This is a genomic window from Anabaena sp. CS-542/02, assembly GCF_028331085.1.
GTDB classification, from domain to species: domain Bacteria; phylum Cyanobacteriota; class Cyanobacteriia; order Cyanobacteriales; family Nostocaceae; genus Anabaenopsis; species Anabaenopsis arnoldii.
The window spans coordinates 14,072-38,785 of record NZ_JAQMTM010000042.1 but is presented as its reverse complement, the minus strand read 5'-3'; the positions used below and the strand labels follow the sequence as shown (position 1 = coordinate 38,785).

24 protein-coding genes are annotated in these 24,714 nt (G+C 41.9%); 5 read left to right on the top strand and 19 right to left on the bottom strand.

What is annotated here, in order from left to right; genetic code table 11:
* The first annotated feature begins 20 nt into the window (after positions 1–20).
* Positions 21–665 carry a glycoside hydrolase family 24 protein gene (locus PN447_RS04160; RefSeq protein WP_271761062.1) on the top strand — a complete coding sequence of 215 codons (645 nt, stop codon included), beginning with the start codon at positions 21–23 and terminating at the stop codon, positions 663–665.
* A 212-nt stretch (positions 666–877) separates the two neighbouring features.
* Here PN447_RS04160 and menH read toward each other — a convergent pair whose 3' ends face one another.
* The 6 genes from menH to PN447_RS04130 form a co-directional block, all read right to left on the bottom strand.
* Positions 878–1,681 (bottom strand): 2-succinyl-6-hydroxy-2,4-cyclohexadiene-1-carboxylate synthase, encoded by an 804-nt coding sequence (gene menH / locus PN447_RS04155; protein ID WP_271761051.1) that lies wholly within the window; start codon positions 1,679–1,681, stop codon positions 878–880.
* 86 nt (positions 1,682–1,767) lie between these two features.
* Positions 1,768–2,466 (bottom strand): YARHG domain-containing protein, encoded by a 699-nt coding sequence (locus PN447_RS04150; protein ID WP_271761049.1) that lies wholly within the window; start codon positions 2,464–2,466, stop codon positions 1,768–1,770.
* An 82-nt stretch (positions 2,467–2,548) separates the two neighbouring features.
* On the bottom strand, positions 2,549–2,779 hold the full coding sequence (locus tag PN447_RS04145; RefSeq protein ID WP_271761047.1) for a hypothetical protein: 231 nt from the start codon (positions 2,777–2,779) through the stop codon (positions 2,549–2,551).
* 25 nt (positions 2,780–2,804) lie between these two features.
* The gene (locus PN447_RS18615; RefSeq protein ID WP_334311080.1) at positions 2,805–2,981 is read right to left on the bottom strand and encodes a type ISP restriction/modification enzyme; all 177 of its coding nucleotides are present in this window, start codon (positions 2,979–2,981) and stop codon (positions 2,805–2,807) included.
* 206 nt (positions 2,982–3,187) lie between these two features.
* Entirely contained in the window at positions 3,188–4,387 is a 1,200-nt protein-coding gene (locus PN447_RS04135; protein ID WP_271761043.1) for a CBS domain-containing protein, read from the bottom strand.
* A gap of 208 nt (positions 4,388–4,595) precedes the next feature.
* A complete protein-coding gene (locus PN447_RS04130; protein ID WP_271761042.1) occupies positions 4,596–4,937 on the bottom strand; it encodes a recombinase family protein in 342 nt (113 codons plus the stop codon).
* Positions 4,938–5,052: 115 nt separating this feature from the next.
* Here PN447_RS04130 and PN447_RS04125 point away from each other — a divergent pair, with 115 nt between their 5' ends.
* The 4 genes from PN447_RS04125 (at position 5,053) to PN447_RS04110 (ending at position 7,396) form a co-directional block, all read left to right on the top strand.
* Positions 5,053–5,598, top strand: a complete 546-nt coding sequence (locus PN447_RS04125) for a nucleoside monophosphate kinase (RefSeq protein ID WP_271761040.1) — start codon at positions 5,053–5,055, stop codon at positions 5,596–5,598.
* Between the two features lie 303 nt (positions 5,599–5,901).
* Positions 5,902–6,225: a thioredoxin family protein gene (locus PN447_RS04120; RefSeq protein WP_334311079.1), complete on the top strand. Its 324-nt coding sequence runs from the start codon at positions 5,902–5,904 to the stop codon at positions 6,223–6,225.
* A 99-nt stretch (positions 6,226–6,324) separates the two neighbouring features.
* Complete coding sequence (locus PN447_RS04115; protein ID WP_271761038.1) at positions 6,325–6,780, top strand: CBS domain-containing protein; 456 nt, start codon at positions 6,325–6,327, stop codon at positions 6,778–6,780.
* A gap of 43 nt (positions 6,781–6,823) precedes the next feature.
* Positions 6,824–7,396, top strand: a complete 573-nt coding sequence (locus PN447_RS04110; protein ID WP_271761037.1) for a CBS domain-containing protein — start codon at positions 6,824–6,826, stop codon at positions 7,394–7,396.
* A 96-nt stretch (positions 7,397–7,492) separates the two neighbouring features.
* Here PN447_RS04110 and PN447_RS04105 read toward each other — a convergent pair whose 3' ends face one another.
* The 13 genes from PN447_RS04105 to PN447_RS04045 form a co-directional block, all read right to left on the bottom strand.
* Complete coding sequence (locus PN447_RS04105) at positions 7,493–9,607, bottom strand: serine/threonine-protein kinase (protein ID WP_271761035.1); 2,115 nt, start codon at positions 9,605–9,607, stop codon at positions 7,493–7,495.
* An 18-nt stretch (positions 9,608–9,625) separates the two neighbouring features.
* On the bottom strand, positions 9,626–11,449 hold the full coding sequence (locus tag PN447_RS04100) for a PP2C family protein-serine/threonine phosphatase (RefSeq protein WP_271761034.1): 1,824 nt from the start codon (positions 11,447–11,449) through the stop codon (positions 9,626–9,628).
* A gap of 27 nt (positions 11,450–11,476) precedes the next feature.
* Positions 11,477–12,070, bottom strand: a complete 594-nt coding sequence (locus PN447_RS04095; RefSeq protein WP_271761032.1) for an FHA domain-containing protein — start codon at positions 12,068–12,070, stop codon at positions 11,477–11,479.
* A gap of 123 nt (positions 12,071–12,193) precedes the next feature.
* Positions 12,194–13,588 (bottom strand): vWA domain-containing protein, encoded by a 1,395-nt coding sequence (locus tag PN447_RS04090; protein ID WP_271761030.1) that lies wholly within the window; start codon positions 13,586–13,588, stop codon positions 12,194–12,196.
* A gap of 150 nt (positions 13,589–13,738) precedes the next feature.
* Complete coding sequence (locus PN447_RS04085; RefSeq protein WP_271761028.1) at positions 13,739–14,122, bottom strand: hypothetical protein; 384 nt, start codon at positions 14,120–14,122, stop codon at positions 13,739–13,741.
* A gap of 320 nt (positions 14,123–14,442) precedes the next feature.
* Entirely contained in the window at positions 14,443–15,117 is a 675-nt protein-coding gene (locus PN447_RS04080) for a hypothetical protein (protein WP_271761027.1), read from the bottom strand.
* Positions 15,118–15,204: 87 nt separating this feature from the next.
* The gene (locus tag PN447_RS04075; RefSeq protein ID WP_271761026.1) at positions 15,205–16,746 is read right to left on the bottom strand and encodes a VWA domain-containing protein; all 1,542 of its coding nucleotides are present in this window, start codon (positions 16,744–16,746) and stop codon (positions 15,205–15,207) included.
* A 16-nt stretch (positions 16,747–16,762) separates the two neighbouring features.
* Positions 16,763–18,067 carry a serine hydrolase gene (locus tag PN447_RS04070; protein WP_271761024.1) on the bottom strand — a complete coding sequence of 435 codons (1,305 nt, stop codon included), beginning with the start codon at positions 18,065–18,067 and terminating at the stop codon, positions 16,763–16,765.
* A 3-nt stretch (positions 18,068–18,070) separates the two neighbouring features.
* A complete protein-coding gene (locus PN447_RS04065; protein ID WP_271761022.1) occupies positions 18,071–19,030 on the bottom strand; it encodes an ARC6/PARC6 family protein in 960 nt (319 codons plus the stop codon).
* Between the two features lie 118 nt (positions 19,031–19,148).
* Entirely contained in the window at positions 19,149–20,867 is a 1,719-nt protein-coding gene (locus PN447_RS04060; RefSeq protein WP_271761020.1) for a protein kinase domain-containing protein, read from the bottom strand.
* A gap of 48 nt (positions 20,868–20,915) precedes the next feature.
* Positions 20,916–22,001 carry a hypothetical protein gene (locus tag PN447_RS04055; protein ID WP_271761018.1) on the bottom strand — a complete coding sequence of 362 codons (1,086 nt, stop codon included), beginning with the start codon at positions 21,999–22,001 and terminating at the stop codon, positions 20,916–20,918.
* Positions 21,998–23,248 carry a vWA domain-containing protein gene (locus PN447_RS04050; RefSeq protein WP_271761016.1) on the bottom strand — a complete coding sequence of 417 codons (1,251 nt, stop codon included), beginning with the start codon at positions 23,246–23,248 and terminating at the stop codon, positions 21,998–22,000. The genes PN447_RS04055 and PN447_RS04050 overlap by 4 nt, the downstream gene beginning before the upstream one ends.
* Positions 23,232–24,335 carry a hypothetical protein gene (locus PN447_RS04045; RefSeq protein WP_271761015.1) on the bottom strand — a complete coding sequence of 368 codons (1,104 nt, stop codon included), beginning with the start codon at positions 24,333–24,335 and terminating at the stop codon, positions 23,232–23,234. The genes PN447_RS04050 and PN447_RS04045 overlap by 17 nt, the downstream gene beginning before the upstream one ends.
* Positions 24,336–24,714 lie beyond the last annotated feature (379 nt).

The window sequence follows — 24,714 nt, the reverse complement described above, 5'->3', positions numbered from 1 at the left end:
TTGAGCATCTGATTGGCCCCATGGCGGCACTGCTGGGGTTTGTATATTTGTTACAGTGGTATATACATGGCTCGGTGCGATCGCCAAGGGATCTGGTATTTATGGTACCACAACCACCTTTAGTCATGAGTGGGGGTGATCCTTACATCCGTGCTTTGATGCGCACCATCTCCGCTAGTGAAGCTAGTGGTAACCGTCCCTATTCTCTGTTATATGGTGGTCAGCAGGTGAAAGACCTCAGCCGCCATCCAGAAATATGCGTCAGAATTGTCAGCGGACCAAATAAAAATAACTGCTCTACTGCGGCGGGTAGGTATCAAATTATCAATAAGACTTGGTTTGAAATCGCCCCTCGCTATCATCCCCAACCTCCCGGAGCCATGTTTTGGTCTACTTATAGTTTTGCACCGGAGTATCAAGATATAGTGGTTTACCGTTGGTTGAAGGATTCCAGAGTTTGGAGAACTGATATTCCTCAACTGTTACGACAAGGAAAAATTGACGATGTTTTGCGGCGACTATCTCCCACCTGGACAAGTTTGGGATACGGTATAGAAACTAATTCAATTAGTAGGTCTTTGCCCCAAATTTATCAAAAAATGTTACAGGAAGAATTAAGGGCTGTGAATCAAGGAGCATTTATCACCATCAGTCCCCAGCGGTGATTTTGTCTGAGAGGATGTTTGTCAAGTCATGATTACTGTATCGAATATTATTTGACCCCACCCTAACCCTCCCCTTGTAAGGGGAGGGGACTGGATTTGATTGTTTTTTGTGTGTTCCCTGTTCCCTGTTCCCTGTTCCCTGTTCCCTGTTCCCTGTTCCCTGTTCCCTGTTCCCTTTCCTCACTGATAATTTCTCAACTCAAATAGGATGACTATATAAAGTTGCGGATAGTTTTGACAAATTCTGGAGTATTTTCTAAGTGAGTATTATGGCCAGCATCAGCAATAACCGTTACCTGGGAAGGGCATTTTTGCGCCATTTGGGTATGAATATCTCTAAATTTATGGTCATACTCCCCCGTTAATAACAGTAAAGGTATGGTGTTTTCTGGGAGTTTATGCCATAAAGAGGGTTGCTTTCCAGTTCCCATAAATTCCAATGACTTGGCTAGTTCGACTGGGTGATTTTGCAACCGACTTTCTACCATGGGGGTAAATTGTGGATGGTCTTTGAGTCTCCCAAAGATGGGTTGACTATACCAATGGAGTAAGAAGTTAGTAAACTCTTGTTTGGTAGTAGTTATGGCTAACTTTCTGGCGATTTGACCATCGGTTTTAACTCTGGTTAATTGTTCTGTTGCTGTTGCTAAACCAGGGGATGCAGATTCTAAGACGACTTTAGTAAAACGGTGGGGAAAATGTAGAGTTAGATATAAGGCTAATCTTCCACCCATAGAGTAACCGACCAAGTAGCACTGTTGAATCTTTAACTGGTCTAGTAAGTTAATCACCCCCTGGGCGACATTTTCCATTGTATAGTATTCATCCCCTCCCCATACTTGAGTTTTGCCATGTCCAGGTAAGTCAAGTGTTAAATAGGAAAATTCCTCACCCAGTAATGTAATCACTGGATCAAATTCATGAAGATTGCCAATAAACCCATGCAGAAATAGAATAACTGGTGTGTGGGAGTGATTAATTAAATGATAGTGAATATTGTATTTTAGCAGAGTCATAAACCTATCAAAACATACTGGTATCGGTGTTACCTTGAGTAAGATGCAAATCTCAAATATGCCAAATCAATGATGCAAACGTTCAGTTAAAAATATCTTAGTCCGGTGCGTTTTTGATATCGCAGAATCATGTCTACATTATGTTGTTCTATAGGTGTAAGCAAACGGGATGGAAATTGATTAGGCTGGTAACGTGGCTTATACCAAGGTTGACTATTGAAGTAATTTTGTAAAGTGGGATTCACAAATCGGCGACCATGAACAGCAAAAATCGCATTACGCAATAAATCCAGAGACAATGCGCTGTAACCTTCTAAATCTGCTTCTTTTTTGATTTTCTTTTGAGAAAGCCAGCTATAGTCATAGAAATAGCCGGGGTAATCATAAGTAATTATGCCATTTTCATCAACTCGTGGCTCGACAGCTTTTGGTTGTCTGGCTAAGGCTGTCATCGAGGTTGGTATAATTGATAAATAGACAATATAACAAGATAAATAATTGGAATTTACCCAACCTGTTAAACCATTAACCCTAGGGTTGGGAACTTGTATAACCTGAACATAAACCCAAGGACTATGATGGTCTTTTAACAACTTAACAACATTCCCATTATTCAAACCAGCACGGGCTTCACCACCAGGTGTAAAACGCAAAGCAAGTTGTCCTGTTTTAATGTTGATTACATCACAAAACACTTGTGGAGTTTGGGCTATTAGAGTATTTTTGATGCTAAGAGATGGATTAGTAGCAACGGAGAGATGTGCAACAGTTGCTAGTATTGGCATCGGACTAAAGATAGTTAATCCAACTATGCACTTCAACAGAGATATCTTTTTAAAGATATTTATTCTTATGATACTCATTATTCTAGTTCAACTCCCATGATGTTGCTGATTCTTGTGTTTGATAAGCAGTTACAGACTCTTTTAACTTGCCATCATGCAGTGGAGGTAAACTATCAACAATCTTCATCGTCTCCACACTCACGCGGACTACCCTCTTAATTAAATCTACTATGTACCGGGGGTCGGTTGACCAGTCGTTGGGATTATTCGTGATGCCGCTATCTTTATCTACGCTGACTTGATATCGTTCCATTACCCAATCTAAGGCAGATTTACCATTAACTAACTATGTAATCATAAGCCTGTAGGGGAATACCTGTTAATCTCAAGTTACTGTTATAAATAATCGTGGTTTGATCAACTTGTTTACCTGTTTTCTGGAAAGTCATCTTTTCAACTTGATAATTATTTAAGTTGGGATTTACAACCTCCTCATTTAGTCGGTAAGGGTCGATGGTTTCATACTACCGTGCCCATCTTTCCAGTGCGGTAGTGCCTGGGGTAAGTTTAAAAGGTTAAATAAATCATATCGTAAACGTTGCGTAGCATGGCTTGGGCCTGCGTAGCAACATCAGTTTAAAATCCCCTGTGATTCCATCCAGGGGAGAAGTCAAGTAAATCCCTGGTAATTCCCGGTTTAGGTCAATAACAACCATGGTGCTTACTGGGAAATTCCAGCACGCAGACAATGGCGAATTGTTTTAATGTCTGTTGTGGTGGAGGTTAAATACTGTTGCTGTAATTCTGTGGGTAAATTAGGGTGATTAAGTAAATATTCTATGCGGCTTTCAATACTTGAAATTAAGGTATCTAAGTTGTCGTAAGGAATAATGTTTTGTTTGGTGTTGCTGTGGTCAGATGGGGGTAGAGGTGCTGGTGTGTAATTAGTTTGGGTTTGGTGGTTGAGATATTGGGCTTTTTCCGCTTCTAGTTGGGATACTGTTTGTTGCAGTGTTTCTATGACTCCATGCATCTCTAGGGGGTCAAATATACGTAATAAGCTGGTTTGAGTGACTATACCTAACTTTGCGCCCCAATCCCAGGATACAACTAATCGCTGTATTCGCCGGCGTTGCATTTCTTGATGGGCAGACCACAGGGAATCTTCGGGACTGAGTAGAAATAAGGGGGTACTCATGACTGTTTTGGCGGAAATTTTAGCCAAATTTAATCCTAATGCCTGAAATTGCACGATATCCCTTTCTGTGACAATACCCACGGGTTGAAAGGTGTAGAGAATATCATTCCAGGAATCGGTGTTGGTGATGACAATGCAACTAACTTGATGTTGCGCCATCATCTGTGCTAGGGTAAGTACGGGGGTTGCCGGTGGTGCATGAATCACCTGGGTGGTCATGACTTCTGATACCCGCCGCATTTTCAGTAAGTTGGTGGGACGTAAGACCTGTCTGAGACTTTCTGGGGAAATGATTCCTACTAAGTGTTGGTTGTCATCTACGATGACTAAGTGACGAATCCGATAGCGCCGAAATAAAAATAGGGCTGCAAATATATCCTGGAAGCCGGAGCGGGAGAGGGTAATTACCGGATGTACCATGACTTGGGATATTTTTACTTTGGCAAAGTCCTCACCTGCTGCGGTGAGTCTGACAATATCTCGCTCTGTAAAAATACCTAATAAATGCCCCCCATCCATGACTAAAACACTACTGGAGCGAACCCCAAGCAGGGAATAATAACCAATTGCTGAATCATATTCAGGCAATGAGCAGGTATTACCTCGGGTTCGACTCATTAAATTAATCACGTCAGTTAGAGATGTATCCGGGGTCACAACTAGTGGCTGCCGATCTATGGCATCTTCTACGCTGGGAACGCCAATCAATGGGTCATCAAGCATACTTCAGAGTGGATGTGATTTTATGAATTTTTGTAAAGATTTTCGTCAGACATATATTACACATGGGAGAATTGAGATATAATTCGAGGGATGTAAAGGTAAAAGTTGCTCAAGGCATTAGATGCTAAGGCTTTGAGTTATAAAGAGGTAAATATAATGTCTTAAAATAAGGTGAGTGAAAAAGGGGTTAATGGAGGGAATCTTGCCATTAGGTTGCGTCCATACCGGAAATTCTGGGAGTTTTACCATAAAGCCTGTCTAAAACCCTTTTAACTGACACAGGTCGCCACTGACTACCTCGCTTGGTTGTATATCCTTGCTGGTTTAACCAGGTAGCAATCTGTGGAAGGGATTTTCCTGACTTGTGATGGCGGCGAATTAAGTCAATAATCTGTTGTTCGGCGGGATTGTCTACCAATTTGCCATGTACTGATTGTTGACCAAAAGCGGGGGAACCATAGCCAGCATAGCCACCGCGAGCGGCTTTCGCTTTCCGTGCTTGTTCTAGCTTGTCCCATAGGTAATAGTCTTTTGATTGTTCAGCAGTCATTGGTTTCACAAATGAAATCACCTCTGAAGACATAGTATCTCAAGTTATGGCAGCTGCTAATCAATTAGTAGGATTTTTGAGGTAATTCTTTACCAATAAGTGAGCGGGTGGGAAGATGCGATTAATTTTACTGGGAGTTCCCGGTGCTGGTAAGGGGACGCTGGGGGCTATACTCTCAAAGCAATGGCAAATTCCACACATAGACATTGGTGAAATATTACGTCAGTCCATAGCTGTCCAAGCTACTTTGGGGTTGAAAGCAAGGGCTTATATGGAGAAAGGTGATATGGTTCCCGATAATTTAGTCTTTGATATGATCGCCAAATACTTGAATCATTCATCGGCTCGACGGGGTTGGATATTGGATGGATTTCCTGTTAATTTATCCCAAGCTAGGTTTCTGGATGAGCTATTAGCAAGTTTAGGACAGTCTTACAACCGAGTGTTTAACTTTTATGTCCCTATTGATGTGGCGGTGGTAAGATTGAAACAACGCGGTTACTTAGGTGATTGTCCTGAAGTTATTTATAGGCGAATAGAAATCTATCAACAGCAGACTGCACCTTTAACTCAGTATTATCGGCAACAAGGCTGTTTAACTATGATTAATGGCGATCGCTCAGTGGAAACAGTGGCTGATTTTTTACAGAGTTGTTTGTGAATTAGGTGGGATTTTTGACTATAAATCCCCAATTCCCAGGGGAAAGGAATCTACACCTTAAATTATGTTCAGACCAAGATCAGACCAAGGAAAAGGTAGGGTATTGTATGCGTAATCCTCGAAAGATCAAATTACTAAAACTTATATGGCACAAGGGCTGTAGTAATTTTGAAACCTTGACATCAAGGGAAAAATTCGCCCATTGTGATTCCATCATATCCTTTACCATCGCCCGCACAACTACTGATCACTGATAGCAGTTGAGGCGGAAAACAAAGCGTTAAAATTAACAGAGGAATTTCCGTGACAAGTACAGTTGAATATATTCAAGAAACAGAATTTGATACCTGTTTGCAGGATAACCCATTGGTGGTGTTAGATTGCACTGCGACTTGGTGCGGTCCGTGTAAGATGGTGAGCCATTTTATGGATAAACTCGCCCAGGAATACCAAGACAGAGCTAAGATAGTGAAATTAGATGTAGGGGATAACCCTGGTATGGCTGAAAAGCTGGGTATCCGTAGTCTACCGACAGTGATATTTTTTAAGCATGGTCAGCCATCAGAAACCATTGTCGGGGTAGTGGGCTATGAAAAATTTACCGCAGCTGTAGAAAAGATACTTTAAACATTTTTGAGGGATTTATCCATGCACATCAGTGTAAATATTGGGATATCCTAGGTAATCTTGCATAAATTCATACTCATTAATGGGAGAAATTTAGCGATGATGAAAGCAGAAGAAATCATGACCACGGAAGTGGTAACAATTAGTGGTTCTGCAACAGTTGCAGAAGCAGTAAAACTGATGAAGGATCATAAACTACGCTCTTTGGTGGTGGAACCGCGGACGGAAAATGACCCCTATGGGATGGTGACTGAAACGGATATTGTCTATAAAGTGGGTGCTTACGGTAATGATCCTAAACAGGTGCGAGTTTATGAGATTATGACTAAGCCTTGTATTGTGGTCAATCCTGAGTTAGGGGTGGAATATGTGGCTCGGTTGTTTGCTAATACGCGGGTTCGTCGCGCTCCGGTAATTAAGGGTAAGTTGTTAGGAATTATCTCTATTACTGATATTCTCAGAAAAGGTGACTTTGTGGAGAATCCCAAAAGTAATTTTGCTATGTACTGCGAAGAATTTCCCAATGCGCCAGAGGCGAGAATCTACGAAGATTAATCAAGATTGTTCAACCTAAATATTAACAGGGATGTGTCAACATATGATGAAAGCTGAAGACATCATGACCACGGATGTGGTGACAATTAGTGGTTCTGCTACTGTTGCTGATGCAGTGGATTTGATGAAGTATAAAGGGTTACGTGCTTTGATTGTGGAACCGCGCACGGAAAATGACCCCTATGGGATGGTGACTGAAACTGATATTATTTATAAAGTTGCGGCTTATGGTCAAGACCCGAAACAGATCCGGGTTTATCAGATTATGACTAAGCCTTGTATTGTGGTCAATCCTGAGCTAGGGGTGGAGTATGTGGCTCGGTTGTTTGCTAATACCCGGATTCGTCGCGCTCCGGTAATTAAGGGGAAGTTGTTGGGAATTATCTCAATTACTGATATTCTCAGAAAGAGTGATTTATTTGATAATCCCAAACCGATTTTTATTGAAGATGAAATAGAAGTTGCACGGGAAGAAGCTAGACGCATTTGTGCAAGTAAGGGCGATTCTTCGCGAGAATGTGCTGCAGCTTGGGATGTTGTCGAGGAACTACTCGCATCAGCTTCTCACCTGCGATCGCAAAAGCAACAGATGGAAACACAAGAACCGGTTGATTGAGATTGAGGTCCCATCGGGGGGTCTGATTGTAACAGCGCTTCGCGATCGCCAAAACAAGGGAATTGATTAAGTTTCCCAGGGGGAAACTTAATCAGGTCAAATATTCATCCCAATCAGTTGAAAGGCCTGTTGAATATCTGCAGCTAATGAATGTTGCTGCTGTTGTGTATAGAGTTGAACAGCTTGACGATAAGCTGACAACATTTCCCGGAAGTGCTCCACTTCATTGCCTGGGCTGCGAATGTTGAGTAAGACCCAGCCTAGGTTATGATGAGCCTCGGGATAATCAGGTTTAATTTGAATTGCTTGTTGTAGATAAAGGCTAGCTTTGTTCCATTCATTTACTTTACCATGTAATGTACCTAACCGGAATAAAACAAAGGTATCACCAGGGAACTTGTGCTGGTGAGTTTCGTAAATTCGGATAGCATCGGCGAAATTATGGAGATTTTCCTGGGTAATAGCGTAATTAATTAACACCCAACTGGGGACCTGTGATTTACTGCTAGCTGGTGTAAAATTAGATATGGCTGGAGACCATAACCCCTGTAGGGCTTGTTTCCAACCTTGAAACCCTAGGGCGAAAGCACTATCAGGAACTTGAGTAATAAATTCTTGTATCCGTCGTTCTACATCCCTGGCTTGCTGGGTAACAGCAGCTTTATCTAAGGATATAATCAAATAAGGATATACCCACTGTTGTAATAGTTGACTATCACTAGATGGGGTGCTTTGAGACTGTAAATTAGACTGTAAATTAGATTTAAAAATTGCCTTGGTAGCGGCCTGTACTCCTGTTTTCCATTCCTGTTGATTAACTGCGATCCAAGCTTGGAGTCCTAAAGCAAAGGTAGAGTCAGGCGCTAACTGTAACGCTCTATTCACAGCTATTTCTGCTTGAGACCAATCACCAGACTTACCTAAGCACCAACCTAGATTAGCCTGTATCCAGGCTTCCTGGGGGCTGAGTTTGGCTGCTTGTTGTAAATATTTAATAGCCTCAGACCATTTAGACTGACGACAACTCACCAGACCTAAAACCCCATAACCTCTACCATCTTGTGGTTGTAATTGTATTGCTTTTTCGGCCGCAATTTTGGCTTGATTGTCGTTGAGATAGCTCTGTACTAATGCGAGTTCAACTGCTGATTCACCATGGTTGGGTTCTGTTTTGAGATATTTTTCGTATGCTTGTACAGCTGCTGTTAATTCCCCCTTTGCTACTAGTTCCCGGGCGCGTTTTTGGCTAGGTGAAACAAACCGCCCATTTAAAGCGTCTATTAATTCATCTGCTGTTTGAAACCGGTCTTCAACTCTAAATTGCATCCCGGTTAAAATCACTTTCTCGATTAAGGGACTCAGATGAGGGGAAAGTTGACGGGGGGGGATGAGTGTATCTGCGGTAGCTCTTTCGGGAGCGGGAGCGGGTAATTGAGCAGTTAATAACTCATACATAGATGCACACAAGGCGTAGAAATCTGTAGCAGGCCAACGTTGACTGCGGTAGCTATACTGTTCTAGGGGAGCATAACCCTGGGATAGGGTGACGCTCATTTCCCGGGTTTGTCCGGCGATAAATTCTTTAGTAGCGCCAAAGTCAATTAAGACGGCTCTGTTTTGCTGGTCAACCAGGATATTATCTGGTTTAATATCTCTATGTAATAGTTGGTTTTGATGTACTACCTTGAGGGCATCGGCAATTTGAATAAAATAATCTGTGATTTGATTTTCTGGTAGTTTACCTTGTTCTTGGAACATTTGATATAGTGTTTTACCAGCGACAAATTCCATGACTAGGTAAACTGTATTGTTCTCCTGGAACCACTCATAGATTTTGACAATGTTTCTATGAGAGCATCGTGATAAATAACTGGCTTCGGTTTGAAAGCTGTCTAGTTGTTTTTGGCGTTCTGCTGGGGTGATGGAATGGGGCCAGCAGACTGTATTACCTGTTCTGGCGGCTTTTTCTGGCCACAGTTCCTTAATGGCTACTTTGGCGGAGTTTTGCAGATAAACCCCTTGATAGGTAATCCCAAAACCACCTTCTCCTAAAAGTTTTTCAATTTGATATTTTCCCTGTCCTAGGATGGTACCACTAGGTAAATGGTATGTTGATGATGTTTGGGTGGGAGTGAGGGTAAAACCACAAGCAATGCATATTGTAGCATTGTCTGCGTTTTCTGTCAAGCAGGTAGGACATTGAATAGTCATTGGGGTGGTAAGTCAAGATTAGTAGACAGCGGTTTGACTACCAGTGGTCAAACCACTGGCTACGTTTTTTTGGATGGTACACTTTAAAGCCACAAGGGTGGCGTTATCTGATGCGCCTTTTTGTAATACTTGTGTAATAGTCTTGTCAACAGCTAGTTGTAAATCTAAGTCCGGGTGATGACAATTATTAAAGATATCTGCAAGCTCTGAGGGGGAGACTAAATCCCATACTCCGTCAGAGCAGAGGATGATAATATCTGCATCCTCTAGGGTGAGGGATAATTCCGGGGTGGTGCGTCGGAGGTCTTGGACGTAACCATCACTTAATCTGGATTTGGAACCCATGGATTTAATTAAAACATTGCGATCGGGATGGTCTATACTTTCTTCAAGTGTGATTTGACCACTGGCTACTAACATGGCAACTAGTGAATGGTCTTCGCTTAATTGGCGAATTTCTCCTTGGCGTAACAGATAAATGCGACTGTCTCCCACATGAGCGATGATTAATTGTTGGGCGATCGCCAAAATCATGCTCAGAGTAGTTCCACCATCCTTAACTTGGTCATTAATAGCTTCATTAACTGTGTGGAACAGTGAAGTTAACCATTCCTGGTGTTGTTCGGGGGTTTTACAGTCGGGAGGGATGGGGGTTTCCATAGCTATTTCCACAGCTATTTTACTAGCTAATTCTCCGTGGGACATTCCCCCCATACCATCAGCCACAACTGCTAAAATCATGGTTTGAGAATTGCTTAGTTGTTCTTGTTTGACTCCATAGTTATCTTCATTGTGTAAGCGATGGGGAGAAAGTCCCACGGTGGAACCAGTAGCCACCTGCCATTTAGTTTTAATTGTGCTATATGATTTACGAGTTTCTACTAGTACGTTTAGGAGTTGAGATAGGTTAAATCTTTGCTCTGCAACGGGAGCCAGAGAAATTTTGAGGATTTGGTAAATTTGGGGAATGGGTTTGATTTGGAACTCAAGGGATAGTTCTTGAGGTAGAGGGTGTTGATGGATGATATGATATAGTAATGCCCCCACAGTATAGGTACTCATAGATTCCTGAATGGGATTTTGACTATAACCCAGTTCCGGGGCTAAATAGTCTCCTAATAATCCTGAAGGGAGGGTTGCACCCAGGGGGTAAGCTGTGGTTAAATCAAAGAACTTGATAGGGGTTCCCATTTGCACCCATGGGGGGAGAAGGGAAATCAAACACCAGTCTCTTTGATGTATATAGCGGAAAAATTGGCAGACTTGGGTAGTGAGAAACAAAGACTCTTCTAGGGTATGTTCTGCTGTTAACCAAGTTTCTAGGGTTTTAGTTTCATCGGGGAAATCGGTAAGGAGCAGAATTTTCTCGGTAGATGAGGTAGTTTCTGCTTCGGGGTAATATTCTTCTTCTAAATAATTAGATGAGGTGGTTTCTGCTGGTGACTCCTCTTCTATCTCCTGAGTATCTGTGATTAGACTCCCCTCATCAACAGTGTCTGTGTCCTGGGGTGGGGGGGGAGTTGTCTCTAGGTTAATAGTTACAGATGCAGCTTGACTGTGGGCGAGTAACTGTGCAATTAGTTTATAGTCCCCTAGGATTTCTCTAAGTTGCAATTCTCGGCTCAGTCCACTGTCTAAAGACCCCACCCGCAGTAAACCTAATTTCATAGGTTCACATGGGGTGGTACTATCCTCTGGGGGGAAAATATTGACCTGGAAGTAATAAACATCGGCGGTTTGACCCAAGTATGATATAATTTCCACTGGGATATTACCAATGGTCAATTTACTATGGGTCTGAATGACTAAACTATTGCTGGTATCAATGGTGGGTGAAGACATGGTAAGTAAGCATGGTAATTAAACTAATTAAAGACTTTGAAACACAAGCCGAACCTTACCAAAAGCAATTTCATCACCGGGGTTAAGGGTTTCTGGGGTGGTGATTCTAGCGCCAAAGCGAGTTTGTCCCACAGGTTTGATAAATATACCGTTGGTAGACCCTAGGTCTTTGATCAACCAAGTACCGTTACTTTGGTATATTTCCCCATGGTTGCGAGAAACCGTTTCACCACCCATAAAGGCTTCTAGGTCAATATCTACTGGTCCCATATCCGGGTCAAAGACTCCCACGATCGCATTACCATCTAAGGTAAATTCTGCCACGGGGGAACCGCTTTGTTTAGGAATTAATTTGGCGATCGCACTGGGGAAGGTTTGGGGTATGGGAGTGGGTGTAGGTATGGGTGGGGTTGGGGGTTGGATGACGGTAGGTGGTAAGGGTGTGGGTGTGGGTGTGGGTGTGGGTATGAATGGTTCTGGTATGGGTTTTAATAATTCTTGTCTAATGCGATCTAAATCGTCCATAGCTTGGTTTGCGGTTTGCAGTTCAGAACCACAAGCAACGCAAAAGTCAGAGTTAGGTGGGTTCTGGTCGTATCCACAAGCGGCGCAGTTCATCATGATTTGTGAGTCCTTGTATTCAAAAAGATATGTGATCAGTGCTTAAAACAGTCAACCGTCAACCGTCAACCGTCAACCGTCAACCGTCAACCGTCAACCGTCAACCGTCAACCATTTAGAGGTTTAGGTTCCAGTGAGTTCACGTATTTTGTCCTGTGATATCTGCTCGTTAATGTCGTCACCCATTTTCACAGTTTTACCTTTAGCCCCTATTTTCATCGTTTTACTGGTTCCGGCGGATATCTTCTGAGTTTTGCGTAATTCTTCTTGAGCGCCGTTGAGTGAGTCGGTCATGGCTTGGTTACCAATCTTGACTGTCATCCTGCGGGCGTTTTCTAGGAGTTGTTGGGCTTTTCCGGGGTCTTTATCGGCGATTCTTGTGGCTTGGTCAATGATTTGGGAAATATTACACTGTTGTAAGTAACCCATCACTTCTTGGTCAACTTGTGCTGCGCCCCCTTGACCAGAGACAAATTCCACTACCACGTTTTGGGGGGGTAGTTCACTGCGGATTTTTTGACCGGGGACTTCGTAGGTTAAGCCAATTTGAGCAAGGCGCGCCCGGGATGGAGGGCGACTATCCATGCTAAATTCTAAAATAAAAATGGTTTCGTCGTTGGCTGCGGCGTTTCCTATGGGGTGGGGGTCTTGATGTAAGGGAAATTCGGACTGGGTGGGATAGGCGCGAATAATACGACACAGTTCTACCCCCTTAACGGTTTTGACTGTTAAGGCCAGGTTGGTGATTACCTCCTGCTGGGCGAGGGTGTATTGTTCTATGATTTGGTTGGGTAGGTCAAAGATGGAAACTTGCGTACCAATGGCGTTACCGGGAACCACATAAAATAAGCTCCCCCCGGTGGAGTCGCTCAGGTGGGTAAGTAGGTCTTCGTTAAATTCTTCTCCTACACCCAGAGCAGTGATGGGGATATTATGGGTGGCAAAATCTGAGGCTATGTTGCGACATTGATCATCGTCAAAGGTTTGACCGTCGGTAAATACTAGGGCGCGCCGTACGGACATATCTTGACCTTTCAAGATATCTAGGGCGCGACGTAACCCTAAACCCATGCGTGTCCCACCGGAAAAGGTGCGCAGTTTGCTGATGGCGGTCTGTAAGTTGCTGATTTCGGTGGCGCTGGTTAAGCCGATGATTTGAGAGGCTGAGTCATCAAATTGTACTATACTAATGCGATCGCTCGCCCCCAATCTACCAGAATTGACTAGGGCTGACAAGGATTCGATGACAATATCTATTTTTGTTTTCCCCCCGCTGACCTCTGTATATTCTTTCCCATCCATGACATAGCTTTTACCTGTGGGTCTGGTCTCCCCAGCGACAATTTCATACATTGAGCCACTGGTATCAATCACGAAGGTAAAAGCTGTGGGGGGACGGGTTGCAGCTACTTCTTTTGTGGGTCGCAGTTTCAGCATCAAAAATAGTTTTTGTCCTGCTTGTTGTGCTGGTAGAAATTCCCGATGGGGGGTAATGGTAATGTTGAGTAGGTTTGACATGGTTTTTTATCTAAAGGGAACGGGGAACAGGGAACAGGGAACAGGGAATAGGGGGAAGCAACAAAATCAAGTCCCCTCCCTTTGCAAGGGGAGGGTTAGGGTGGGGTAAAACAATATTTGATACACTAATCATAAGTTTTCAAATATTCTCTAAGCAAAAACTAAGGGGGGTAGCATTCCCAGTAGTGGTTCTATCCCTGATAGGTCTGGGGTCACTAGGGCGGGAATTTCTTGATTACCTGGTTCAGATAGTTGTTCTAAATTGGCTTGACTGAGTAAGGGTAAGTTAAGTGTGATGTTACTGGCCCGGAAACCTTCTTTAATATCTTCTGACCAGGTTTTAATTATTTGCTGGAGGTGATGATCTTTGATGGCGCATAGGCTTTGATTTTGCAAGGAAGCGCGGATGTCTTCTTGGCGTTGGGGGGTAAATGCTTTTTCCGGTGTGTTTTCTTCATGGGGTTGTAGGTCTAGTTCATATCTGTATTCTTCTGGTGAACCTTTGACTTGTAGGTAAAAGAGGTATTTAATCATGGTTGACGGTGGTCGGTGAGCGGAGTCGAACCGTTGACGGTTGACTGTTGAGAGGTTGTTTGGAAAGTCATGATTAGTGTATCAAATATTTTTACATCCCCCTAAATCCCCCTTGAGAAGGGGGACTTTGACTCTAGTTCCCCCCTTGAGAAGGGGGGTTAGGGGGGATCAAGAAGTGTCTAAAATCACCTTATAAAACTTATCAAACATCCTCTGACGGGTTGACGGTTGACTGTGCTTAAAGAGCGATCGCTATGAACACCCGAAGAGGGGGATAAAACAATATTTGAGAGATTAATCATAGGTTTTACAAGATGGTTTTAGGATAGTTGTCTCATTTCCTCTTGTACGTTCACACCTATTTGTAAGGCTTGATCTAATATTTGACTATATTCACTCGCAGTCGCACTTACTTGTAATGCTTGTAAACCTGTGAGGTCAACAGCAAAGGATTCTGGGTTAAATCCGGGATTCTCTCTTAATATTTTGTCGGTTTGTATGGCTAGTAGTAAATCTTTTTTGGTGATTTTGATGGCTTCAATCACTTTTTCTCGGTTGCTTAAATCAATGGCGTTACCTACTGATTTCAATTGATCTAGGGTGTCAATATTTTTAATTATTTGGTTATGTCTATCTACCTCTTCTAGCAATTTGCAAAGTAGCAGCATGGGGGAATGTGTACCGGAAAGCTGCATATATTTTTGCAGAGTTTTATAAATGGGAACTGCGGTACTGACTGACACCAGTAGGGCAAAGCCTCCTATAATATAGTCGAAAAAGCCTTTATATTCTTTGAAAATAAATAATATGGAAAAGTAAGCAGAGATGGCAAAAGCAAATCCTAGTCCACCCATATCTTGTTTGATAAATACAAAACTTAACATCTTGATTGGGTCTTGCACAACAGAGAGTTTGGGAACTGTGTTGATATCTAATCCGGTTAAGTTATTTAACTCTGTACGGCTGATTTCTAGGTCTTGTAAATCAGTTTGCATAATAGTTACCCGGTAGTTGGTGCTGGATTTGACTCAACCATTTTGACATAAATTTGACATATATTTAACATAAATTAACATATGAGTCTAATTTTCCATGGGGGTTGACATGATTTCTAGGGTGATGTTTCCTAGTTTACGGGTGTCTCCTGGTTGTAGTTGTTGAAGAGGTTTTTTCATGTTTTTTCGTTCTGCATATTCGGGGTGAAATTCCATGAGAATGTTTTCTCCTTGTTTGTAGAATTTCGCAGTGATGGGGGTGAAACCTTCCGAGGCGTTCAGGGGTATTTGTGCATCTACGGAACTACCTATAATAATCGGTTTTGCACCTAATAAGTAGGTTGTTTTTTCCGTGGGGGTCCAACGTACTAAAAGATAGGGTTCTTGACTCAGTTGTTTTTGTTCAATCCACGCAATCATTAAACCAATACAAAAACCCAGAATCACCGCACCTGATAACCGACCGGAAACATCTCCCAGAGCGATCGCAGTAATTAAAAAGGCTATGGCTCCCATGGCTCCCCCTAGAGTACCACCTAATAAGGCGTTTTTTAGCTTCAGGTTAGGTACAAAAAAGTGGGTTCCCCCTCCTAGTAAGGTTCCGAGTATTACCCAAGCAATAATTCTGCTGGCAGTTTGTAGTATGGTAATTTCTGGGAGGGAGAAAAATAAAAATTGACTCACCCCACCTGCTATCATACCCGCGCTGAGACTTCCTAGGGTGCTGATGGTTCCTTTTTTGGCTGTCAATAGGGGACGGTGCATATATTGGTTTTGTCCTATAATTAAAGATAGGCAAATACCCATGGCCAAAAATGCAGTCCAACCACCTATACGCAGCATGGAATATTCTAAGCTGAGGTAACCTGTGGGTGCAGATTCTACTAACTCTTTACCGATGATGGCTTCGGCTTCGCGAAAGGCTTGATCAATGTCCCCTGAGTCGGCGTAGAATACTAGGGAGCGATCGCCTGTGAGTTGGGCTAGGTAGTGAGTGTCAGCGTCACCAGTACCTACAGCAATCAGGTTAACGTTATTATTTCTCACAGATTGGGCGGTTTTTAGAGCTTCTTCTGCACTGTCCGGTAGTCCGTCGGTAAATAAGAGGATGTTCGGGGTAAGGTTGCTATATCTTAATTGGTCGTAGGCTTTTCTTATCCCATCGGCCATGTTAGTACTACCGTCAATGTTACCCAGTTCCTGGATGGCTGTTTGTAGTTTATCCTTTTCTGTGGGGTTGGTGAGTCCAATGATGGGGGAAGCGTCACTATCAAATTTGACGATGGCCAGGCGATCGTTTCCTCCCAGTTTGGTAGTATTTACCAGTTTTAACAGGGATTCCATGACGACATCTATTTTAGATTTCCCCCCGGTGACTATTCTATATTCTTTCCCATCTACGGTTTGAGTGTCTCCTGTGGGGGTAACATCCCCTGAGACTATTTCCCCCATGGAACCGCTGGTATCTATTAACAGAACTACTGCTTTTCCCGTTGCTGTGGGTGCGATTCTGGTTAGGGCTAAAAATGGTTCCCCTAGTATTATCGCTGCTATCAGGCACCCGATCGCGGCATATATGCCAAATAGTAGGGGTTTATTTCTTCTTAGGTTTCTCAATATATTTGGCATTTTATGCTTAACCTCACTAGTAACTTGTAGTCATGTAATCGTAAACTTGACGTGATATTTCAGGGAGAATTTTTTTATCTTTATAAAAGCTGGGATGATCTCCAAAAACTACCAATATATATTTAGCTTTACCATCTGGACTAACTATAATAGCTGCATCATTGCGGGTCTGAAAGTTCCACCCCATTTTAGAGAACAGTTGAGCATCTTCTGGTAAACCTTCACCAAAAAAACCTGCAATGTGATTAAATTCTATCTTTTCCCATTCTTCCTTTTTTAAGCTTCTTTCTAAGAGATTTTTCATGTCACGACTATATTTTTTATCAACTGATTCCCCTGTTTCTATTTGAAATAGTAGTCGCGCAACATTATAAGTCGTGGTGTAATTTCTTATAGGTAAAGGATCAGAATCTGGTTTGCGGATTTGTAAGTCTCTCCCCGCAGGTCCATTAACTTTACTATAAGGATATAACTTTTGACTAATATTTATGTTTTGGTAACCAGCTTTTTTAAAAAAGTGATTCATACTCAAACGTTTCTTATACCATTCTTGAAATTTCTCTGTATTTAATTCATCTCCTGATTCAGTTCCAGTAGTTTCATCTATGATTAAACTAGCTGATTCATTATCAGAGTCTTGAATCATCTTCTTTAAAGCTTTTGTAATTTCTGGTTGTCGAATTAAATCTGGTTCTGTACCATATAAATATACCATCCAAAACAATTTAGTTACACTAGCGGGAAATCTTGTTACTTCGTCTTGATATCCAGCATAAGTTTGACTATTTAAATCCACTAAGCTGATAGATAAATCCTTTTTTGAAGCACCTTTGGAACTCACATCATTTACAATGTCATTAACTATGTCTTGTAATTTTTGATCGTGATTTCTAGGAAATTGTGTTAGGTCTTCTTGAGAGATTGATGTTAATCCAACTTCTGTATAATCAGTTTCTGGGATTATCCTCATGTTTGAGGAAATGTTGACTGTTGCACCTAGATTATTATTTGTTCTATTGGTTGTTACAAGGTTAGGAGTCGAAGGAGTGTACACTTGAGGATTAAACTGAGGAGTGTACACTTGAGGATTAGGCTGAGGAGTGTACACTTGAGGATTAGGCTGAGGAGTGTACACTTGAGGATTAGGGGCAGAATTAGTATTTTTAGCTTGATAACTTGGCTTACTAAGAATTTGCTTTATTAATAAGCTAAAAATGATTACTGTGGATATAGAAACCAGATAAAACAAGATCAATCTCTTAAAGTTAATAGAGAGTCTTTTTCTAACAATTCTCCGGCGAAGCTTGGTATTATTGCTCATTAATTAGCGTACCTTTTTGTAGTCATAAATTTTCCAAACACCGTTTTCTTGTGCAAATACGTAAGTAAATGTACCTCTATAGGGACCTGACTTTTTTCTATCAATACCTCGTCTTCCGTGGAGATATAAATCCTCAAAAATTCTCACTTTTATATATGGTCGTGTACCAGAGTTAGAAAATTCTTCAACATCTGTAATTTCCGATGTCGTATATGTATAGTAAGCATCGTTATCTTGTAACCAAGCAACTGAACCATCATCTTTTGTGGTGTTATAATAAAGATTCCCTGTTGCTAGTTGGTCTACTAAGTCTAAATCGTAAGGTGGCCCAAAAATTTGTGGTTTAGCCTCATACCAACTTTGAACTATTTGTAATGCTTCATCTTCAGAAATATTATGTACTGGTTGACTCACCCTCTGGGGTGAAACCCTGGGGGGTTGGGGTGTTGGTTGTTGAGTCTGTACAGGGGTAAATGTGGGAGCGGGGGGAGGATTGACAGGGGTAGGTGTGGGAGTCGGGGGAGGATTGACAGCAATAGGTTCCTCATTTACCGGTTCAGGATTGGTTAAGGACATTGATAGGTTAAATGCTCTTATCCCCTGGGGTGCGGAAACTTCCAGAATATATTTTCCGCTGGTGGTTAATTCCCCACTGTCAATAATTTGATTATCTGGGGTATAAATCACAATACACACATCATCATTAGTGCTGTAGCTGAGTGTTTGACCCGATTCTGCACTAAATGTATAACCTACAGATTCAGTAGTAGTCACACGACCCGATTTAACTAATGATTGATCTAAGTTAATCTCTTCTACGTTTTGCTCGTCTAGGTTGAGTGTGGGTTTCTCTGGACAACCAGCGGGTGAGTCAACAGGTGCGCTCGCAGATCCAGAATTTAATATTGGTTGACTACACCCGTAGGTTAGTAATAATGTTAATGCCAAGGTAAGTTTATTCATAGTTTTTTATAGGTAGGAGCGAAACCCAGATAAAACCCAGATAAGACAAGGTTAATCTCTTATTAATACAGAGTATTTTTTTTATTTTCCCACGAAACCTAGTATTATTAGCCATTAATTACCGTACCTTTTTGTAGTCATAAATTTTCCAGACACCGTTTTCCTGTTCAAATACGTAAGTAAATGTACCTCTATAAGGACCTGAGTTTTTTCTATCAATACCTCGTCTCCCGTGGAGATATAAATCCTCAAAAACTCTCACTTTTATATATGGTCGTGTACCAGAGTTAGAAAATTCTTCAATACCTGTAATTTGGGATGTGGTATACGTGTAGTAAGCATCGTTATTTTGTAACCAAGCAACTGAACCATCAGGCTTTGTAGTCTTATAATAAAGATTCCCTGTTGCTAGTTGGTTTACTAAGTCTAAATCGTAAGATGGCCCAAAAATTTGCGGTTTAGCCTCATACCAACTTTGAACTATTTGTAATGCTTCATTTTGAGAAATATTATGTACTGGTTGACTTACCCTCCGAAAAGATTCCCTCTGAAAAGATTCTAAGCGTTTTCTTTCAGTGGCTAAACGTTCTCGCTCTTGTCTGACTTGTTGCGCTTGTGCTGCTAAACGTTGTCGCTCTTTCTCAGCTTGTTGTCGCTCGGTTTCCTGTCTGCGTTGTTCTGCTGCTGCTGCTTTTGCTTCTGCTTCTAGACGTTTTTCCTCCGCTTGTTGTCGCTGTTGTTCTGCTTCAGCTGCTTTTTGTTGTGCTTCTGAAATCTGTCTGGTGACGAAAAAACCACCCACTATACTTAAGCTAGTCAGAAGCAATATGATAATCATTGCAGACCCAAAAATCCACCGTTTGGGTTTTTGGTTTGAGTTTTGGTTGGTTTGATGATTGATCACCTCTGTTGGTGGATTTACAGGGGTATTTTCCCCAGGTTGATCGTATTTAGTCCCTGCTTTACTCCCGACAATGACTGTGTTAACTTGACTGGGTGCTATTCCCTGCGCCCCAGTATCCATATTATGTAAGTCTTGGTACATTGCGATCGCACTGGGATAACGCCCACCTAAATCCATGATGATGGACTTATCTAAGATTTGTGCTAATTTAGGGTCAAGATTGGGTACATGACTATGCCAGTCTAAGTTTCCTGTAATTAAACTGGTGCTAAACTCAATGGGTAATTTTTGAGTTAAAGCATAAATCATTGTTAATCCCAAAGCATATAAATCTGTACTAAACACTGCTCTACCTGCAGTTTGTTCTGGCGCCATAAATCCTCTAGTTCCCACTATGACGGAACTAACGGTAGAACCTGAAGTTAGGGTAACAGCTCCCATAGTTTCTTTAACTGCGCCAAAGTCAATTAATACCGGTAGCCCATCACTATCCCGGATAATAATATTTTCCGGTTTAATATCCCGGTGAATAATATTTTTACTGTGGATATATTGCAGGGTAGTTAACAGAGAAGAGAGAATAATTTTGGCTTTTTCTGAGTTGATTTTACCCATTTGAGCCAAGTTTTTACCTTGAATATGTTCTTGAACTAGATAAAAATCATTATTCTCGCAGAAGTAGCTATAGAGTTCGGGAATTTGAGGACAATTAGCTCCCAATTCTTCGAGTATTGCTGCTTCTTTGCGGAAAAGGTTGGCGATTAATTCAGTAGATGTAGAATCCCCATTTTGCCTATTAGGTTTAAGGTGTTTAACCACCACTGACCGCAGGGAAGGCATTTGTGTATCATAGGCTAAGAAGGTTTCTGCAAAGCCACCAGCACCAAGGGGACTGATGATTTCATAGCGGTTGTTAGTGAGTAGGTTATTCATGGTGTTGGATGAGTAAATACTGATTAAATTTAAAGATGGTTTTGATAATTAGGGTGATGATTTACGGACAAATAACCAGCTGTTAGCCTCATCACTCCACATCAGAGAAATTCTGGTTTTCTTATCTTCTGCAACTCTCCCATTTTTCATTTCATACCATAGTTGAGCATCAACTACAGCGCGATCGCTGTTTTGACTAATTAGCTCCACATTACCAATTCTGATTTCTGCTACACTATCCCACCATTCTTGATAGTTAGAAAAATCTCCCGATATACCTTTAAACTGGGGAGATAACCTAGTCCATGTTTGATCATATTGACGGTTATTCAGTGCTGTATAGTGGTTTCTGACAAAATCATCAGCTGGTGGCCGTGATGGGGAACTAACCGACTGAGATACTAAAGCCGAGTTTGAAGGTACTGGGATGGGTATAGACTTACGTGTTTGAGTGGTTGGTGTATCGTTGACAGTAGTTTGGTCCGTGGTTGAACTACTAGCAGTGTCTACAGTTGTCGGTTCTGGTGTTTCAGTGGTTGGGGTATCGTTGACAGTGGTTTGGTCGGTGGTTGGGGAACTACTAGCAGTTTTTACAGGTCTAGGTCTTCGTGTTTTAGTCCTCCTGGGAGTATTTTTGACGGTAGTTTGGTTAGTGGTTGGGGAACTACTAGCAGTATTTACAGTTGTCGGTTCTGGTGTGGGAGTCTCCGGAATATCTTCCACAACAGGACTGGTTAAAGACATTCCTAAACCAAATGCTCTATCATTTTGGGGTGCGGAAACTTGAACAATATATTTTCCCCTGGTGGGTAATTCCCCACTGGTAATGATTTGATTATCTGGGGTATAAACCACAATACAAATATCATCATTAGTATTGTAGGTGAATGTTTGACCTTGTTGTGCATCAAACCTATAACCCACAGCTTCCGTAGCAGTCACACGACCAGATTTAACTAACATCTGTTCATCTAGTACAACTTCGGTGATATTTTGTTGATTCAGGTTAACTTTAGATGTCTGTGAACAACCGGAGGGTGAGGTAACAGGTGCGATAGCAGAGCGAGAATTGAATATTGGTTGACTACAGCCGTAACTCATTAATAATATCAGGCTTAAGGTGAGTTTATTCATGTCTCTAAAGCCTGCTCTTTTAAATACTTACCCCAAAAGTAAAATGGTACTACACCAGCCACACCAATTCCCCCTAATGTGAGTATAAATATAGTTAGGCGCACTACCCCAGGGAGCGATCGCCCAAATACAGTGATTCTGTAATCTTTAGTATCAGACTCCGCTGGTTTTTCACTTCCGGGGACATTCACCACCACTTGGACTTGATGCTTTTTCCCCCGTTCTGCATTTGGTTGGGTGTAGGTAATTTCATATTCACCTAATAAAGCATTGAGAAATAGTTGTAAGTTTTCAGCGATACTTGTAGCGTTTCCCGAAAATTCCGCAACTCCCCCCGTTAAATCAGCAATTTCCTTTAACCGTTGTTGGTCTACAAACTCATCTTCTGGAACCTTACGCGCACCAGTCCCAATATCAGCACGGGTCGCAGCTCTACCCAGCTGATATTTTTTTCCCAACTCTGCGGGAGTCAAACCATAACCCAAAGTATGGACATTAATATGACTATAGCGGTTAAACAAACCCTTTAAAGCATCAAAATCTTGTTGTTCATTCCCCTGATTGTGAAACCCATCCGATAACAGAATAATTGATAATCTCGGTTGCGGTTGATTAAACTTTTCCGAAATATCAAAACGCGGGTCTTTCTCATTTCCCAGAAAATTTACCGCCTCCTTAATCGGTTCATAAAGGTTAGTAGCAGCGCAGGGTTTGACCGTTCCTAAATAGTCTAGATAGTTTTGTAGTTGAATATGACTTGCTGGGTAAAACCTACCCAAGGTTGTAGGATTCACCGGTAAATCTTGACACTTACTCCCACCCACCCCAAAGGGAACGATAGATATTTGTGTATTACCCCCCCGTTGACTAGAGCTATTAACGAACTGACCCACAGCACTAATTGCACCAGCAAACCTGGTTTTACCACTACTGTCTAACCGGTTCATACTCCCACTGTAATCTAACAGCACAACTACCCAAGCTGGAGGGGGTGAACTTTCTTCTGGACTTTTCCAGTCTCTGGGGAGAAAATTAAATTCTTTTTTGTCTACAAGTAACTTAAAATTATCCTCTTGTAGACCCATAATTGGCCGCCTATTTTCTGCGTTAGTTACCTGAACGCGAACAGTAACCCGGTCATCGTTAACTTGAGGATTACCAACAATTTCCGCTTGATTTTCCTTTCCCCAACTGGGAGCAGCTAAGGAAGCTACCACCAACACCGACAAACTAAGCTTGTGGGTCAAGGAACCGATTATAGTAGACAAAACGATAAAATTTTTCTTCATGTTGGCCATCCATTTTGACTGTGTGAAAAGTCAAAACGTGATTATGCTTTAAAGGTATTTGTTTTGAGGAATTTAACCGGGAACCGTTAATTTCTATTTTTTCGTAATGCTCCCTCTGAGGAACTAAAACCACCTCACGCTGTTTCACTATTAAGTCTGCCATGTGTGGAGCAACTCCAGGCAGATAAATATGTGCTCTATCTACCCCAGAGCCAATGGTTACCTTACCATTGCTGGGTAATTGAATTGATAAACCTTCTTCAATATCCTCAGCTTCGCCATCGCTGACAAATCTTAATAGGGATTTATCTATATATGGTGATGTTGTTTGCGAATTGTCTAATACTAGTTCACCATCCTCATCATGACTATACTCATCTTTTTTAAACCGTGTATACTCAAAACCTGTACCAGCTCTTAAAGCCGCCATATAGCTCGGAGAATTAGTCACACTAAAAACTATCCCCAACACTAACCCTAGAACCGCAAAACCCAAAGGGTCTTCAATAGTCCTAAATTCGGCCGTTGATGTCCCTGAAGCAGCACGGATGAATTCAAAAAGCGCCGCCGCCAATAAACTGGCCGCCATCGCTCCAACACAGCTAGTATTTAAGCGTTTGCGGAACCGTTTCGGGTCCCCCGCTTCCATACTGTGCCAACGCCAGCTTAAACCCTCAGCAATACCCACCGCAGCACCAATTACCAACCATCCCAAAGTTCTCACAAAGGCACTGGGAACCCCCAGCACCGGTAAAAAGAGAACCTGGGAAATTACACCACCAATCAACCCGGCTAAACCACCCAAACCCAGAGCAATTAATAAAGGTCTCTTGACAATGCGAAAGTTGAGTTTATACCTGGTGGGGTTGCTGATAAATATTTCATTCATCACCATACCCGCAGCTAAAGATATAGCTACACAGGGAAATAACACAATTTCGGGAAACTGTCTTAATATCCCCAAGTCGGTGAGGAAGAATTGACCCAAATTCCAGCCAATTAAAGCTGATGTGAGTCCAGCCAAAATGTACAGGTAGATTCTCACTTTATCTTACACTCCCATAGGGGTAAATTTTTATGTGTACGGACACTTTCTGATTAAGTACTAAACACAGGGAACACCAAAATCAAGTTCCCTCCCCTTACAAGGGGAGGGTTAGGGTGGGGTGAAACAATTTTGATCCGCTAATCATCAGATTTTTAACATCCTCTTCACCCCAATTTAGTATAGAAGTGTATGTAATAGTGCATAAAATACCCCCGACTCCTTAGAGCAGTCGGGGATCTAAATTGGTTAGGCGACTGTGTTAAGTTGACTGGGTGGTATACTATGTAAATCTTGGTACATTGCTGCAAGCAGATCGCACTGGGATAACCTCCACCTAAATCAATGCTCCTATTGCACAACCGCATTAATAACTTGA

Excerpts from the sequence above, each read along its gene's own strand:
- PN447_RS04135 (WP_271761043.1), bottom strand. The coding sequence starts at position 4,387 with ATGCTTGATGACCCATTGATTGGCGTTCCCAGCGTAGAAGATGCCATA.
- PN447_RS04085 (WP_271761028.1), bottom strand. The coding sequence starts at position 14,122 with ATGATTAAATACCTCTTTTACCTACAAGTCAAAGGTTCACCAGAAGAA.
- PN447_RS04065 (WP_271761022.1), bottom strand. The coding sequence starts at position 19,030 with ATGAATAAACTTACCTTGGCATTAACATTATTACTAACCTACGGGTGT.
- PN447_RS04115 (WP_271761038.1), top strand. The coding sequence starts at position 6,325 with ATGATGAAAGCAGAAGAAATCATGACCACGGAAGTGGTAACAATTAGT.
- PN447_RS04080 (WP_271761027.1), bottom strand. The coding sequence starts at position 15,117 with ATGCAAACTGATTTACAAGACCTAGAAATCAGCCGTACAGAGTTAAAT.
- PN447_RS04100 (WP_271761034.1), bottom strand. The coding sequence starts at position 11,449 with ATGTCTTCACCCACCATTGATACCAGCAATAGTTTAGTCATTCAGACC.
- PN447_RS04075 (WP_271761026.1), bottom strand. The coding sequence starts at position 16,746 with ATGCCAAATATATTGAGAAACCTAAGAAGAAATAAACCCCTACTATTT.
- PN447_RS04145 (WP_271761047.1), bottom strand. The coding sequence starts at position 2,779 with ATGGAACGATATCAAGTCAGCGTAGATAAAGATAGCGGCATCACGAAT.
- PN447_RS04095 (WP_271761032.1), bottom strand. The coding sequence starts at position 12,070 with ATGATGAACTGCGCCGCTTGTGGATACGACCAGAACCCACCTAACTCT.
- PN447_RS04060 (WP_271761020.1), bottom strand. The coding sequence starts at position 20,867 with ATGAATAACCTACTCACTAACAACCGCTATGAAATCATCAGTCCCCTT.
- PN447_RS04130 (WP_271761042.1), bottom strand. The coding sequence starts at position 4,937 with ATGACTGCTGAACAATCAAAAGACTATTACCTATGGGACAAGCTAGAA.
- PN447_RS04070 (WP_271761024.1), bottom strand. The coding sequence starts at position 18,067 with ATGAGCAATAATACCAAGCTTCGCCGGAGAATTGTTAGAAAAAGACTC.
- PN447_RS04090 (WP_271761030.1), bottom strand. The coding sequence starts at position 13,588 with ATGTCAAACCTACTCAACATTACCATTACCCCCCATCGGGAATTTCTA.
- PN447_RS04160 (WP_271761062.1), top strand. The coding sequence starts at position 21 with ATGGCGGCACTGCTGGGGTTTGTATATTTGTTACAGTGGTATATACAT.
- PN447_RS04150 (WP_271761049.1), bottom strand. The coding sequence starts at position 2,466 with ATGCCAATACTAGCAACTGTTGCACATCTCTCCGTTGCTACTAATCCA.
- PN447_RS04110 (WP_271761037.1), top strand. The coding sequence starts at position 6,824 with ATGATGAAAGCTGAAGACATCATGACCACGGATGTGGTGACAATTAGT.
- menH (WP_271761051.1), bottom strand. The coding sequence starts at position 1,681 with ATGACTCTGCTAAAATACAATATTCACTATCATTTAATTAATCACTCC.
- PN447_RS04125 (WP_271761040.1), top strand. The coding sequence starts at position 5,053 with ATGCGATTAATTTTACTGGGAGTTCCCGGTGCTGGTAAGGGGACGCTG.
- PN447_RS04105 (WP_271761035.1), bottom strand. The coding sequence starts at position 9,607 with ATGACTATTCAATGTCCTACCTGCTTGACAGAAAACGCAGACAATGCT.
- PN447_RS04055 (WP_271761018.1), bottom strand. The coding sequence starts at position 22,001 with ATGAATAAACTCACCTTAAGCCTGATATTATTAATGAGTTACGGCTGT.